The sequence below is a fragment of the Niveispirillum sp. genome (assembly GCF_052437035.1).
Taxonomy (GTDB): domain Bacteria; phylum Pseudomonadota; class Alphaproteobacteria; order Azospirillales; family Azospirillaceae; genus Niveispirillum.
Genome location: NZ_JBQVOH010000003.1, coordinates 283,875 through 298,091, shown reverse-complemented (window position 1 = coordinate 298,091; position 14,217 = coordinate 283,875). Strand labels below are relative to the sequence as shown.

The 14,217-nt window shown below is 64.1% G+C and carries 8 protein-coding genes; 2 read left to right on the top strand and 6 right to left on the bottom strand.

Annotated elements, in window-relative coordinates:
• Positions 1-2 precede the first annotated feature (2 nt).
• Entirely contained in the window at positions 3-2,213 is a 2,211-nt protein-coding gene (locus ACT6Q8_RS10540) for a beta-glucosidase (RefSeq protein ID WP_444732264.1), read from the bottom strand.
• A 313-nt stretch (positions 2,214-2,526) separates the two neighbouring features.
• Between ACT6Q8_RS10540 and ACT6Q8_RS10535 the strand changes: the two genes are divergently transcribed.
• Together ACT6Q8_RS10535 and ACT6Q8_RS10530 are read left to right on the top strand one after the other, a co-directional pair.
• Entirely contained in the window at positions 2,527-4,035 is a 1,509-nt protein-coding gene (locus ACT6Q8_RS10535) for an aldehyde dehydrogenase family protein (protein ID WP_444732265.1), read from the top strand.
• A 41-nt stretch (positions 4,036-4,076) separates the two neighbouring features.
• A complete protein-coding gene (locus ACT6Q8_RS10530) occupies positions 4,077-6,281 on the top strand; it encodes a TonB-dependent receptor (protein ID WP_444732266.1) in 2,205 nt (734 codons plus the stop codon).
• Positions 6,282-6,360: 79 nt separating this feature from the next.
• Here the strand turns inward: ACT6Q8_RS10530 and ACT6Q8_RS10525 are convergent, their stop codons facing one another.
• From ACT6Q8_RS10525 to ACT6Q8_RS10505, 5 genes are all read right to left on the bottom strand, one after another.
• Positions 6,361-7,260 carry a LysR family transcriptional regulator gene (locus ACT6Q8_RS10525; protein WP_054166417.1) on the bottom strand — a complete coding sequence of 300 codons (900 nt, stop codon included), beginning with the start codon at positions 7,258-7,260 and terminating at the stop codon, positions 6,361-6,363.
• Positions 7,261-7,275: 15 nt separating this feature from the next.
• Positions 7,276-9,111 carry a CocE/NonD family hydrolase gene (locus tag ACT6Q8_RS10520; RefSeq protein ID WP_444732267.1) on the bottom strand — a complete coding sequence of 612 codons (1,836 nt, stop codon included), beginning with the start codon at positions 9,109-9,111 and terminating at the stop codon, positions 7,276-7,278.
• Entirely contained in the window at positions 9,108-10,664 is a 1,557-nt protein-coding gene (locus ACT6Q8_RS10515; protein WP_444732268.1) for an AbgT family transporter, read from the bottom strand. Before ACT6Q8_RS10515 ends, ACT6Q8_RS10520 begins: the two co-directional genes overlap by 4 nt.
• 37 nt (positions 10,665-10,701) lie before the next feature.
• A complete protein-coding gene (locus tag ACT6Q8_RS10510; protein WP_444732269.1) occupies positions 10,702-13,539 on the bottom strand; it encodes a TonB-dependent receptor in 2,838 nt (945 codons plus the stop codon).
• A gap of 148 nt (positions 13,540-13,687) precedes the next feature.
• The gene (locus ACT6Q8_RS10505) at positions 13,688-14,059 is read right to left on the bottom strand and encodes an SH3 domain-containing protein (protein ID WP_054166414.1); all 372 of its coding nucleotides are present in this window, start codon (positions 14,057-14,059) and stop codon (positions 13,688-13,690) included.
• Between the last annotated feature and the right edge of the window lie 158 nt (positions 14,060-14,217).

Here is a 14,217-nt window from a genome sequence, read left to right as displayed (position 1 = left end):
GTTTACGGCTTCATCACGCGTTTTGTGACCTTGGCGGTGCCGGTCAGGGCGACCGTCGACGCCGATGGCCCCACCGTCACCTCATAGGTGCCGCCCGCGACCCGCCATTGCCGGGCCGCCTCGTCAAAGTTCGCCAGCAGGCGCGGATCAGCCTTCAGCGTTACCACGCGCGTCTCCCCCGGCGTCAGATCGACCTTGTCGAAGCCGATCAGACGTTGCAGCTTCACGCCCCCGGCTCCGGTCAGATAGACCTGCGGCGCATCCTTGCCGGCCACGGCACCGGTATTGGTGACACGGAAACTGACGGTCAGCGTGTCGCCACCCTTCACCGACAGCTTGTCATAGGCGAAACTCGTATAGGACAGGCCGTGGCCGAAGGGGAACAAAGGCTTCATGCCCAAGGCGGCGAAGCGACGATAGCCGACATCGGCCCCTTCATCATAGACCACGTCGAACTGCTGCTTCTTGGGCAGTCCCCAGCCGGGCAGATCGCGGCGCGGATACTGGTCCAGGCTGGCCGGGAAGGTCAGCGGCAGGCGGCCCGACGGGTTGACCCGACCGGTCAACACATCGGCGATGGATTCCCCGCCCTTCTGCCCGCTGTACCAGGCGGCGACCACGGCCCCAACCTTGTCCAGCCAGGGCATCAGGACCGGGCCACCGGTCTGTAGCACCACGATGCTGTTGGGATTGGCGGATGCCACCGCCTGGATCATCTCATCCTGGCCCTGCGGCAGCGACAGGTCATAGGCGTCCAGCGCCTCTGCCATCCATTGGTTGGCGAACACGATGGCGATATCGGCGGCCTTGGCGGCGGCCGCCGCCTCCGCCGGGTAACGCCCGTCTGCGAAGGTAATTGTGGCTTCCGGCAGGGCGGCGCGCAGGGCCTTCAGCGGGGAGGAGGCGTGGAAAACCTGCCGCCCCCACATGGCCATGGGGCCGTCGCCACCGATCGGCACCACGCGGGCATTGCCGCCGATGCCCGTCACCTGTGATGAACCCGCACCCGACAGCACGCCGGCATCCGCCTGCCCGCCGATCACCACGATTTTCTTACCGGCCCCACCCTTGAGCGGCAGGATACCCTTGTTGGCCAACAGCACGATGCCTTCATCGGCCACTTTCTTGGCCACCGCCGCATGGGCAGCGGCGTCGATCTGAGGCTTCACCGGCTTGCCGTCAAACAGGCCGGCAGCGAACATGGAACGCAGGATGCGGCGCGACATGTCGGACAGGCGCGCCTCCGGTACCGTGCCGGCCAGGGCCGCCTGTTTCAGCGGTTCGCCGAACCAGATCTGCTTGTCCAGTTGCTCGCCCGACTGCTGATCCAGACCCTTGATGGCATAGTCGGTGGCGTGGACCGCCCCCCAGTCCGACATGACCCAGCCCTTATAGCCCCAATCCCCCTTCAGCACGCCGTTCAGCAGGTGATCGTTGCCGCAGGAATAGTCGCCATTCACAAGGTTGTAGGCGCACATGACGGAGCCGGGCTGGCCCCGCTCTATGGCGATCTGGAAGGCCAGCAGGTCGCTTTCGCGGTGGGCGGCCTCCTTGATGATGGAATTGGCGTAGAAGCGGCCCGTCTCCTGCCCGTTCAGGCTGAAATGCTTGACGGTGGAGATGATGTTCTGGTCTTGGATGGCCTTGATGCTTTCACCGGCCAGAATGCCGGCCAGCCATGGGTCCTCCCCCAGATACTCAAAATTGCGGCCATTTCGCGGGTCGCGGGCCAGATTGACGCCACCGGCCAGCAGCACGTTGAACCCCCGCGCCGCCGCTTCCCTGGCGATCATGGCACCGCCTTCATAAGCAAGCCGGGGATTGAAGCTGGCGGCCAGGGCCAGACTGGCCGGAAGGGCCGTGGCGGTATCGCCGGGCCGCACCTCACCGGGATTGCTGATGCCCAGGCTGGCGTCAGTTTCCGTCAGCGCCGGAATGCCCAGGCGTGGCACACCGGGGATAAAGCCGGCCCCACCGACCGACCCCGCCGGAATGGGCGGACCGCCAGGGAAGGTCAGGGCCATCGGCCCGTGCAGCAGACCGATCCGTTCATCAAGCGTCAGTTCCGCATCCAGCAACCGGGCCCGTTCATCCGGCGACAGTGACGGATTGCGCCAGCCCTCCCCCGCCGCCAAAGCGACAGCGGAACAGGAAAGGCTGCCCAAGCAAAGGCTGGCAGCCACGAACGGCATCAGTACCCGGTTTTTCGACATGAACTTCCCTCTTGCAGGAATAACGGCAACGCCAATCATTCGGTTGTTGAAGTTTCCTCAAGCCTGCCATGGAAAGAAACCGTCGTCAGAATGACCGCACCGGTTATCCGCCACGTGGTCAGACGAATAATGGACAATTGATGGTCAAATTTGTCGCAGGCTTTGGACAGAAAAGATCACAATTACATTTATCGCCACACAGCGGATAAAGGAGAGATTGAACCTGCCACACTGCGTTTCCTTACCCACAATTACCTTCCAGAACGACAGCACCGGCCATGGTAGCTGTGACGGAACCTGGGAGTTACGGGATATGCAGATCGAAAACATCGCGCCGGCACAGGAAACTGTCCGCGAATGGCTGAAGAAGCCGCGCCATCAGTTGCTGATCGGTGGGCAATGGGTGGACCCGGCGGCGGGGCGCACGCTCCCCACTATCAATCCAGCCACCGGTGAGGTTCTGGCGGAGATTGCCGCCGCCGATGCCGGGGATGTGGACCGCGCCGTCGCGGCGGCGCGCAAGGCGTTCGATGATGGCGAGTGGCGGTCGATGACGCCGGCCCTGCGCGCCCGGCTGCTGTGGCGCATCGCCGACCTGATCGACGCCCATATTGATGAACTGTCGGAACTGGAAACGCTGGACCAGGGCAAGGCGCTGTATGTCGGGCGCTGGGCTGAAATCCCGATGGCCGCCGAACAGTTCCGCTTTTTCGCCGGGCTGTGCACCAAGGTGACGGGCGATACGATCCCATCCAGCATCAACTATCAGCCGGCGGGCAAGCGCATCGCGGCCTATACCACCAAGGAACCGGTGGGCGTGGTGGCCGCCATCACGCCTTGGAATTCGCCGCTGATCATGCATGCCATGAAGCTGGCCCCGGCGCTGGCCGCCGGCTGTACGGTGGTGCTGAAACCGGCGGAGGAAACCTCGCTGACGGCCCTGCGTCTGGCAGAACTGCTGGTCGAAGCGGGCGTGCCGGCAGGTGTGGTCAATGTCGTGACCGGTCTGGGCTCCGTCGTCGGGGCGGCGCTTGCGGCACACAAGGACATCGACAAGGTAGCCTTTACCGGCTCCACCCAGACGGGCCGCGCCATCCTGGACGGGGCGAGGGGCAATCTGAAGAAGGTGACGCTGGAGCTGGGTGGCAAATCGCCGGTCGTGATCATGCCGGATGCCGATCTGGACGCCGCCATCGCCGGGGCCGCCAACGCCATCTTCTTCAATGGCGGACAGGTCTGCGTGGCCGGTTCGCGCCTTTATGCCCACCGGTCGATCTTCGAAAAGTTGGTGTCCGGTGTGGCGGAGATCGCCCGCAGCATCCGCCTGGGCCATGGCTTGTCGCCCGATACCCAGATGGGCCCGCTGGTCAGCAAGCGGCAGGCAGACCGCGTGAAAGCCTATATCGATCAGGCCGTGGCCGATGGTGCCACCCTGGTGACCGGCGGCGGGCAGAAGGGGCCGGCAGGCACCTTCATCGAACCGACCGTGATCATTAATGCCGATCCCAAATCCGCCATCGTGTGCGAGGAAGTGTTCGGCCCCGTGGTGGTCGCCGCCCCGTTCGATGACGTGGCGGAAGTTGTCGCCGCCGCCAACGACACCGAATTCGGGCTGGCGGCCAGCGTCTGGACCCAGGACCTGTCGGCGGCGCACCGACTGTCGTCGGACATCCGCGCTGGCACGGTCTGGGTGAACTGCCATTCCTTCTGGGATGTAGCGCTGCCCATCGGCGGCTTCAAACAATCCGGCTGGGGCCGCGAAAGCGGGGCCGGCGCCATTGAAAATTACTTGGAAATCAAAACCGTGTGCATGGTTCTGTGACCTGCCGGTATTGTGACCCTTCGACCAAGGATAGACACCTGATGTTCCGCACCCGCAATTCCGGCCGTTCCCTGCTTCTGGCCACCACCATCGCCGCAACCGCACTGCCGGCCCTGGCGCAGAGCGACACTCTGGTTCTGGATGAGATCATCGTCACGGCCCAGCGCCGCGAAACCTCGCTCCAGACCACGCCCGTCGCGGTCACCGCCCTGACCGCCGACGCCCTGGCCGAACAGAATGTCAGCAGTGCCGAGGATCTGGCCGCAATCGTGCCCAGCCTGATCATGATGCCCGTCACGGCCAGCCGCTCCACCCTGCAGGTCGGCCTGCGCGGCGGTACCGAACAGTCGGGCGGCCTTGTCACCTCCGAATCCGCCGTCGCCTTCTATGTCGATGATGTCTATCGCGGGCGTCTGGCCGGGTCGAACATGGAACTGGCCGATATTCAGCGGGTCGAGGTTCTGCGCGGGCCGCAGGGCACGCTCTATGGCCGCAATTCCTTCTCAGGCGCCATCAAGATCGTCACCCGCACGCCGGGCGAGGATGAATGGGCGGAGGTGCAGGGCGGCATCGGGTCGCAGGACATGGTCTATGGTTCCGCCTCCTGGGGCGGCGACGTGATCGAGGATGCGCTGGGCGCGTCCCTGTCGGTCCTGTACCGCGACCAGGATGGTTATGTACATAATCAGGCCCTGAACAAGGATGTTTTCGGGCAGGAGAACCTGGCCCTGCGCGGCAAACTGCATTTCTATGGTCGCGAAGGGCTGAAGGCGACCTTGTCGGTCACCCACACCAAGGACCGCAATGACGGCCCGGCCAACCTGATCCCCGTCACCTTCGCCGGCACCTATCCGACGCTGGCCGCCAACGCCGTTTCCACCACCGACGCCACCCCGCGCGCCGGGTCGCGCTTTGTCAGCCTGTCGACCACCGATCCGGACGGTTACACCGACCAAACGGCAGTATCGCTGGATATCAGTGCCGAATGGGGCGATGTGACGGTGCGGTCCATCTCCGCCTTTGTCGGTACACAGGACGGGTTCGTCTTCGACCTGTCGGGCGGCATCCGCAATCCTGACGGCACCTATCGCCCCAACGGTCTGGTCCGTGACGGGCGCGGCAGCACCGATCAGTACAGCCAGGAAATCCAGTTCCAGGGCGATGGGCTGGACAGCAAGCTGAACTGGATCACCGGCCTATATTACTTCCGGGAGGAAAGCCATCAGGTGCTGAAGGACCAGCTGGTGCTGGGTCAGTTCTTCACCATGCCCGTCCTGCCGCAGACCATCGACACCACCACTGACAGCTACGCCGCCTTTGTCCAGGGCACCTATCAGGTGGATGACCGCCTGTCCGTGACTGGCGGCCTTCGCTATACCGAGGACAAGAAGAAGCTGGATGGCACCATCCAGAACTACCTGCCCTTCGCGCCCGGCCCGGCCATCGCCCTGGTGCCCGTGAAGCGGGAGCCGAAATTCAGCTCCTGGTCGCCCAAGGTCGGCGCCGATTACAAGATCACCGGCGATGTCTTTGCCTATGCCACCGTCTCGCGCGGGTTCAAGGCCGGCGGCTTCAACGGGCTGGCCGTCGCCAACCCGGTGGTGTTCGGCACCGTCTATGATCCGCAGACCGTCTGGGCCTATGAGGGCGGGTTGAAGGTGACGGGGCTGGATGGGCGCATGCGCGCCAACCTGTCCGTCTATCGCAACGACCTGTCCGATCTGCAGCAGACCGAACAGGTCGCCGCCGGTTCCTATGCCATCAAGAATATCGGCAATGCCCGCGTCGATGGCGTGGAACTGGAACTGACCCTGAAGGCTGCGGAAGGGCTGGACCTGTTTGCCAATCTGGGTCTGATGGACGACAAGTACAAGTCCAAGAACCCGCTGTCCGACAGCGCAACCGCCGGGGCCAAGCATCTGCCGCTGGTGTCGCCGTGGAGCGTTCAGGCCGGCTTCACCTACGAGACCCCTGCCTTCTGGCAGGATCAGGCGCGGGTGCGGCTGTCGGCCAATTATCAGTATCAGGACGATTACTATTCCACCGTCGCCAACCTGATCCAGACGGAGACGGTGGGTCTGGTCAATGGCGCCATTGCCCTGGTGTCGGACAATGACAGCTGGAGCCTGACGCTGGCGGCCAAGAACCTGACCAACGAGAGCTACTTCACCACCGCGCCCAGCAACGCCGCCATCGCAGTGGCGGAGCCGCGCACCTGGACGCTGACGGCGGGGTACAAGTTCTGACCCCAGTCGGCGCTTACATTCGCAGGTAAAGACAAGCCCGCTCCGATCCGGAGCGGGCTTTTGCATGAGGCGATCTTTATCAGACCAGGGATCGCTGCACCTCCAGCAAAAACTCCTGCGCCAGACGGGACGGCGTCACCAGGGACGAAGTCACGAAGGCATAGTCGTGGCGCAGGTCGGGGCGGAAAGGCCGCACCACCAGCCGGTCCCCCAGATAGGACCGGGCCAGCATCTCATTAACGATGGAAATGCCGATACCGCGTGCGGCCAGGGCGCAGGCGGAACCGATCGTATGTGTTTCCACCCGCACCTCTGGCCGCACACCGGCCCGCGCGAAGGCCGCATCGATATGGGCGCGCGACAGCCGGCCCAGACCCAGCAGGACCAGCGGCACGCCCTTCAGGGTTTTGGGGTCCAGCCAGGCGCGCGCCGCCAGCGGATGGTCGGCGGGCAGCACACAGACGGTACCGCTGCTGATCACCGGAACCGAAGTCAGGTCGGGCCGGTCCAGGGGCAGTTTCAGGAAGCCGCCATCGACAGCGCGGGTGGCGATCAGGGTCTTGGCCGTTTCCACACTGCGGCTATCGATGGTCAGGTGAACCTTGGGAAAGCGGGTCAGGAACCGGTCGATAATGTCGGGCAGCACACCTTCAGCAAAGCTGGGCGGGGCGACCAGACGCAGTTGACCCACACGGAAATCCGCGATGTCACGCACCAGGGCGCGCACCCGTTCGACATTACCCAGCGCCAGATCCACCTCATCAAATAGCAAAAGCCCGTCCGGCGTCGGCACCAGCCGCCCCTTGTCACGGTAGAATAGGTCGAAGCCGATGGTCTGTTCGAACTGCGCCAATAGACGGCTGACGGCGGGCTGGGTCAGGCCCATGTCGGTCGCCGCCGCCGTTACCGATCCCGTCTTCACGATGGCATGAAAGGCACGCAGCGCCCGCAGGCCGAAATCAGGGCCATCATTGCTCATACCCGAACCCCCTTGTCAGGTATCATCGGGCAGAATGGGAAGGATGATATGGGACGGGTGCAGCGGCCCCATATGCAGGCTGTTGCGCGCGATGACGGGAATGCCGGGGTCCTGACCCGCTGGCGCACCGGTGCCGGGATTGACATCGAAATGTGGGAAATGGCTGCTGGCCACATCCAGCCGGATATGATGGCCGGCCTGGAACCGGTTGGCGGTGGGAAACATCTCAATCTCGAACGCATAGACCTGTCCCGGCAGCATAAGGCGCGGCTGTTCAAACCCGTCACGGAACCGCGCCCGGATGATGCCATGGCACAGGTTCATGGCAAAGCCGGGCGTGCCGTCCGCGCCCGCCGGATACTCATCCACCAGCTTTACCACGATGTCGGTATCAACCGCGCTGGATGACAGGTAGAGACGCGCTCTGATCGGGCCGGCAACCGTCATGTCCCTTTCGAGGGCCGGTGTGCGGAAAACCACGACATCGGGCCTGTCGGCCAGCGCCCGGCCCGGCTGTGGGCACGCCATCCAGCCCTCACGTTCCCGCTGATCATAGGCACCTGCGGGGATGATGGCCCCACCGCTGGCCACCGCCCCGCCGATGCTGGGGACCGGGTTGTGCGGGTCATGGTCCCAGGAACGGGTGCCCGGTGTACCGGGCCTTTCCGACAAGGTGCCATCGGGCAACAGGTGGAAGGCAGTTGAGCGCACCTGCGCCGGCGGCCAGGCGGCGAATGACCGCCAGTGCCCGCCATGGCGCCACCGCCCCTCCCCGTTCCGCCCGCCGGGGCCACCGCCCATGATGAACAGGCTGACCGGTTGGGGCAGCGGGTCGGGCACATCGGCGCGGCGCAGCAGGTGGTAGTCCAGGAATGCCCGGCGCAGGGCCGTGTAATCGGGGGCCAGATTGCCATCCAGGGTCGCCGCCGGGCCGAAATCCACCTCCCCCGCATGGGTGACGGACCGCTGTCCATGCGTCCAGGGCCCCATGATCAGCCGGCCCGGCGCCTGCCGCCCCCCGCCCGTCAAGCCCTGGAAATTCTGCGGTGTGGACAGGGCATAGGGGTCGTACCAGGAACAGACATGCAGCATCGGTACGTCGGGAAAGACATCATAGTAGCCGCACGCATAGAGGCCCGGTCGCTGCCAGCCGCTGCTGAAACATTCGTCCGCCCATTGCCGGACGATATAATCCTCATACTCAGGCGCAGCACTGACCGGGGAATGGCCGGTGCGCCAGGGATTAACCGCCATCCAATGCCGGATGTCCTGTGCCGCCAGCGCCGCCTTCCGGTCCGGGTCCGCCGCTGTGCGGGGGGACAGGGCCGCATGTTTGACAGCCCAGGTCAGTTGTTTCAGCTCATAGGCGCCACCCTGGCGGATGCCGCTGTGATAGGCGCTGGCGAAACCACCGCTATCCATGATCATGGCACCAACGCCCGGCGCGCCCAGGCTGGCCATCGCCGCCTGGGTATGGGCGCTGTAGGACAGGCCCAGCGTACCGATGCGGCCATCGCACCAGGGCTGACCCCGCAACCAGTCCAGCATGTCGATGCCGTCTTCGGCCTCGTTCACATATTTCGTGAACTCCCCCTCCGATCCGAACCGCCCCCGGCAATCCTGCAGGATATAGGCATAGCCGGCGGCGGCGAATTCTGCCGCGATGTCGGGTTTGGAACGGGGGGCCGGCTCTGCCAGGCTGCGGTCGGCATGGTTGGTGCCGCGCTTGTTATAGGGGGTGCGTTCCAGAATGACGGGCCAGGCACCGGGTCCCGGCAAGTAGATGTCGGTCGCCAGCCGGACACCATCCCGCATCGCCACCATCACATCGCGCAGAACGATCATGGTCATGGCGACACCACGGGCAGATGATAGGCCACGGCGGCACCCGGCCCGACCGGCAGTTCAAGGGCGACCCAGCCCATCACCAGCAGGCACCCCGCCCCCAGGAAGGCCAGACCATAGGGCAGCATCAGGGCCAGGACGGAGCCGACACCCGCCCCCTTGTTCCACCGCTGACAGATGACCAGCACCAGGGGGAAGTTGGACATCAAGGGCGTCAGGATGTTGGTGACGCTGTCCCCCATGCGATAGGCGGCGGTGGTCATTTCCGGTGAAATGCCCAGCAGCATCAGCATAGGCACCACCACAGGCGCCATGGCGCTCCATTTCGCGGATGCCGACCCGATGAACAGGTCGAAACCTGACGACATCAGCAGAAGGCTGACCAGCAGCAGGGGCCGGGGAATGTCCAGCGTCCGGAGCGTCTCGGCCCCCTTGATGGCGATGACGGGACCCAGGTTGGACCAGTTGAACAGAGCCACGAAATGGGCGGCAAAGAAGACGATCACCAGATAGGGGGCCATGGTCTTCATGCCATGGCCCATCATGGCGACGATATCGCGATGCGATTTCACGGTGCCCACGGCCCGGCCATAGGCCCAGCCGCAGGCCAGGAACAGCAGCATGAAACCGCCGATCAGGGCGCGGTAGAAGGGAGTGGTCCGCTGCGGCCCCTCCGCCGCGCGATCCAGCAGCGGGGTGAAGCCGGGCCAGAAGGTGAAGGCCGCGAACAGGCCGATCACGGCCAGCGCCGCCAGCCCCGCATGGGCCAGCCCGCGCCGCTGCATCTTGGTCAGCCCTTCATGCGGCACGACCAGGGCAGCGGCTTCTGCATCGGGCCGCCAGGGACCCAGGCGCGGTTCCACGATCCGGTCGGTGATGAACCAGGCAACGGGTGCAAAGGCCAGGCAGATGCCGATGCTGAACCACCAGTTGCCCAGCGGGTTCATGGTGAATTTCGGATCGATCAGGCGGGCGGCCGCCTCCGTGATGCCCAGCAGCAGCACATCCACCTGTCCCGGCACCACATTGCCGGCAAAGCCGCCGGAAATGGCGGCGAACGCCGTGGCGATGCCAGCCATGGGATGGCGCCCCGCCTCGGCATAGACCAGGGCTGCCAGGGGGATGAACACGACATAGGCGGCATCTGACGCGTGATGGGACAAGAGGCCGATGATGAATACCGACGGTGTCAGGGCCCAGCGCGGCACCTTGCCGATCGACCCGGACAGCAAGGCCGTGAACAGGCCCGATCGTTCGGCCACCGCCGCACCCAACATGACCACCAGCACCAGACCCAACGGCGGAAAGCCCGTCAGCGTCGTGGGCATGCCGACCAGCAGCCGGCGCAGGTTCGCCTCTGTCAGCAGGCTTTCAACCTGTAAAAGCTTGCCGCTGACCGGGTTAACGGCACTCCACCCGACGCTGGCAGCCAGCACTGACAGGGCGATGACCAGCAGGATGAAGCCCAGGAAGATGAACACCGGGTCGGGCAAGGCATTGCCCCAGCGTTCAACCCGGTCCAACCAACCGGGACGGTCATCTTTGCGCGTGGACTGCATGATGTAACCTTCAGACATCCGGCGGACGGGCAGCATGTCAGAACTTGGTCGACAGGGTGGCATAGAAGTACCGGCCCCGGATGTCGTAGGTGTACATGTCGAAATTGATGGGATTGTTGGCGGCGGACAAGGGCGGCTGCCGGTCCAGGACATTGTCGACGCCCAAGGCCACGCGCGTGTCGCTGTCGGGGATCGTGTAGCCCAATTGCAGATCCTGATAGGTGATGCTCTTGGTCCGTCCGCCATTGATGGCATTGCCGGCGACATCGGTGGAGGAGCCGATATAGCGGGCCTTCCAGCCCAGATCGACGCTGTCCACCTTGTACCGGGCCGATGCCTGCCCCTTCCAGCGGGGGAAGGTGGACCGCGGCTGATCACCCTTGCCAGCCCGGTCATCCACGGCGACGCTGCCATCGGGCTGCGGCACGAAGGTGCGGTACTTCTCCAGGTAGGAGACATCGACCGCAACCTCGAAATCACCGACATCGGTGGTGAATTCATAGCGGGCGGTGGCGTCGATGCCTTCCACCTCGATCCGGGACAGGTTGACCACTGCCTGGGTCAGGCGGGTGACCTCACCGCTGGCGGCGCGGGTCACCAGATCGCAGAACACGCCGGTATTGGCGCAGGAAGTCAGGATCTGTGTGGCGGTCTGGGACGCGATGGCGTCCTTCACCTTGATCTCAAACCAGTCGGCGGTCAGGGTGAGGCCCGGCAGGCCGGACGGGGTGATGGCCAAACCGGCGCTGTAGGTATCCGCCGTTTCGGGCTTCAGGTTCTGGTTGCCCGCCGTGATGCCGGCGATCAGGCCGCCATTGAACTGGTTCTGGTTATAGGCGGTGGGAACGCCGGTGCAGCCCGTCTTGCCCGCCCCGCCCCCATTGCAGGGATCGACACCCTGGAAATTCGTCTGACGCTGGCCCTGGTACAGTTCCAGGATGGAGGGGGCGCGGAAGCCCTGGGAATAGGTGGACCGGACCAGCAGATCCTCCACCGGGCGATAGGAGACGCCGAACTTCGTCGTCGCCTTGCCACCCACCGTGGAATAGTCGGAATAGCGCACAGCGGCATCGACATCCAGGCGATAGGCGCCCGGCAGATCGGCCAGAAGCGGCACATTCACCTCGCCATACACCTCATGCAGGTCATAGGAACCGCGCGTGGGGTCGCGCGACTGCGCCGTGGTCGGGGACTGCCGCGCACCCGACACCAGGGGCAGGACGGTCGACAGGCTGGCCGCGAAGGCGTCAGGCAGATCGTAGGCCTTTTCCTTGCGGTATTCATACCCCGCCGCGAAGCCCAGCGGGCCGGCGGGCAGTTCCCACAGTTCGCGGGAGACATTGACGGCCAGATCATACTGGCTGGCGCCGTTTTCATCATGCGCGTTGTAGCGGATATAGTCCGCCATCTGCGGCGTGATGGCACCAAAGATATTCAGCGGCACGCATCCAGCCGCCGCCGCGCAGATGGCGGGAGAGGCGAGCGAACGGTAGACATTTTCCAGATTGATCTGGTTGACCGCATCGAACGACGCCTTGTTCTTGGCATAGGATGCAAACGCATCCCAACGCCATTCACCGGCCAGATCAAACTGGCCCTCCAGGCTGCCGGCCAAACGATAGGTATCCACTTCCTGGATATTGTCGCGGTTACCCACCTCCAGCGGTACCCGCTGGATGCGGAAGGTGGAGCCGGAGAAGGCCAGGGCATTGGCGGTGGGCACGCCATTGGCCGTGCCGAATGGGTTGAAGGCCTGATCACGGGAGATGCTGAAACCGTTGGAACCGCGGATATCCAGGGGGAAGGGCGAGAAACGCTGGCTGGATTTGCGATTATTGTACAGCGCCTCCACCCGCGCCGTGACGCTGTCGGACAGGTCATAGGTCAGGCGCCCGAACAGGCCGGCCCGTTCTGCCGGACCCGTGGCATAGATGCCCTGGGTCATGGTGTTGTAATCATCGGCCACCAGCGTGGCGACGCGGAAGCTGCTATCGGCCGCCGCCCCGGCCCCGATGCTGCTGGTACCGGGGATCAGGGTGATCGCGTTGGCGGCATTGTTGGCGAAGGCGGCGGGGGTGCCGAAATAGCTGTTATTGGCCAGACCCGGCAGCACGAACAGGCCACGCGGGCTGGTCGGCGGTGCCGTCAGCGGGGCCAGCGCACGGCGCGTAATCTTGCGATCGCTGGTCAGGATCGGTTCGGATTTCGTGTAGCTGGCGGACAGCAGCACATGGCCCCGGTCAAAGCCGTGACCGGCATTCACATAGGCGCTGACATTCTCATTATCTCCGCGCTCGGTGATGCCGGCGCGCATATTGGCCTCAATGCCTTCCACCTTGCGCTTGGTGTGGATATTCACCACACCGGCAATGGCATCCGCGCCATAGATGGCCGAGGCACCGTCCTTCAGCACCTCGATCCGGTCGATGATGCCCAGCGGGATGGTGTTCAGATCCACGAAGTCGCGAAAACCGCGCCCACCGACGGCATTGACCCAGCGATGCCCATCCACCAGCACCAGGGTGCGATTGCCGCTGCCTTCCGCGCTGCCCAGATAACGCAGATTGATGGAACTAACACCGAAGGATGTCCCCTGGGTGCCGTTGGAATTCAGCGAGACGCCGACGCTAGGCAGGCTTTGCAGCAAGTCACCGACGGACGTGGGGGCGGCATAGACCATGTCTTCTGCCGTCATGGTGGTGATGGGCCCCACCGCCGTCGCATCGCGGCGGGCGATGCGCGAACCGGTGACCACGATCTCTTCCAGGATGCCGGCGTCGTCGGTGCTGCCCTGCGCCATTGCCTGGGGCGCCGTACCGGTCAGCAGCAAGGCCGCCAGGGTCAGTTTCGCAATCTTCGCACGTTCAAGGCTCATCACCGGTCCCCTTCTGTCCATGGGCGGCGCCATTCACGCAGCACCGCCATTTCGTTGTTTCGAAGGGCAGGTTATCGGCCAAGTCGAAATGCATGCAATGTGATGGTCATTTTTTATCAGGCCATAAAAAATTGATATGGCTGTGGCTCTACATTGACAGTGCAAGGAAGGCATCTGGCAACCATCCCTGACGGTCATCATCGGTACGGCACCAGATGAAGCCACTTTCGCTGTAAAGCGGCAGCACCCTGTCGCCGGTAGCGACGGTTAGTTCAATGGCATTGAAATCCCGCAGCAGGGTGCGCTGGTTCCCCGCCCCCTCCAGCCACGCCTCCGGCGTCCAGCCTTCCCGCCCGTCCGGCGCCCGGCACCAAACCCAACCGAACAGGTCGGTCTGTGCGCTCTTGCCCGGATCAATCTCCACCGCCTCACCCGCCCACACATTGATCGGATCATCATAAGGTCGTGTGTAGGCCTTTGTGACGCGGGCCTGAAGGCCGGGGGGAAAATGGTACAGCATGACAAAGCACCTCCGCCTGAACCGAACGCTCCCATCGAACGGTTCCACAACCCTGCTTGTCAATCATCGGCGCCGAAACGCACCACCATCAATTCGGTAGCTTTTTTCCGACCGAATTGGAATGTCTCATAACAAAATAAACGCCGAGGGTGGCAGAC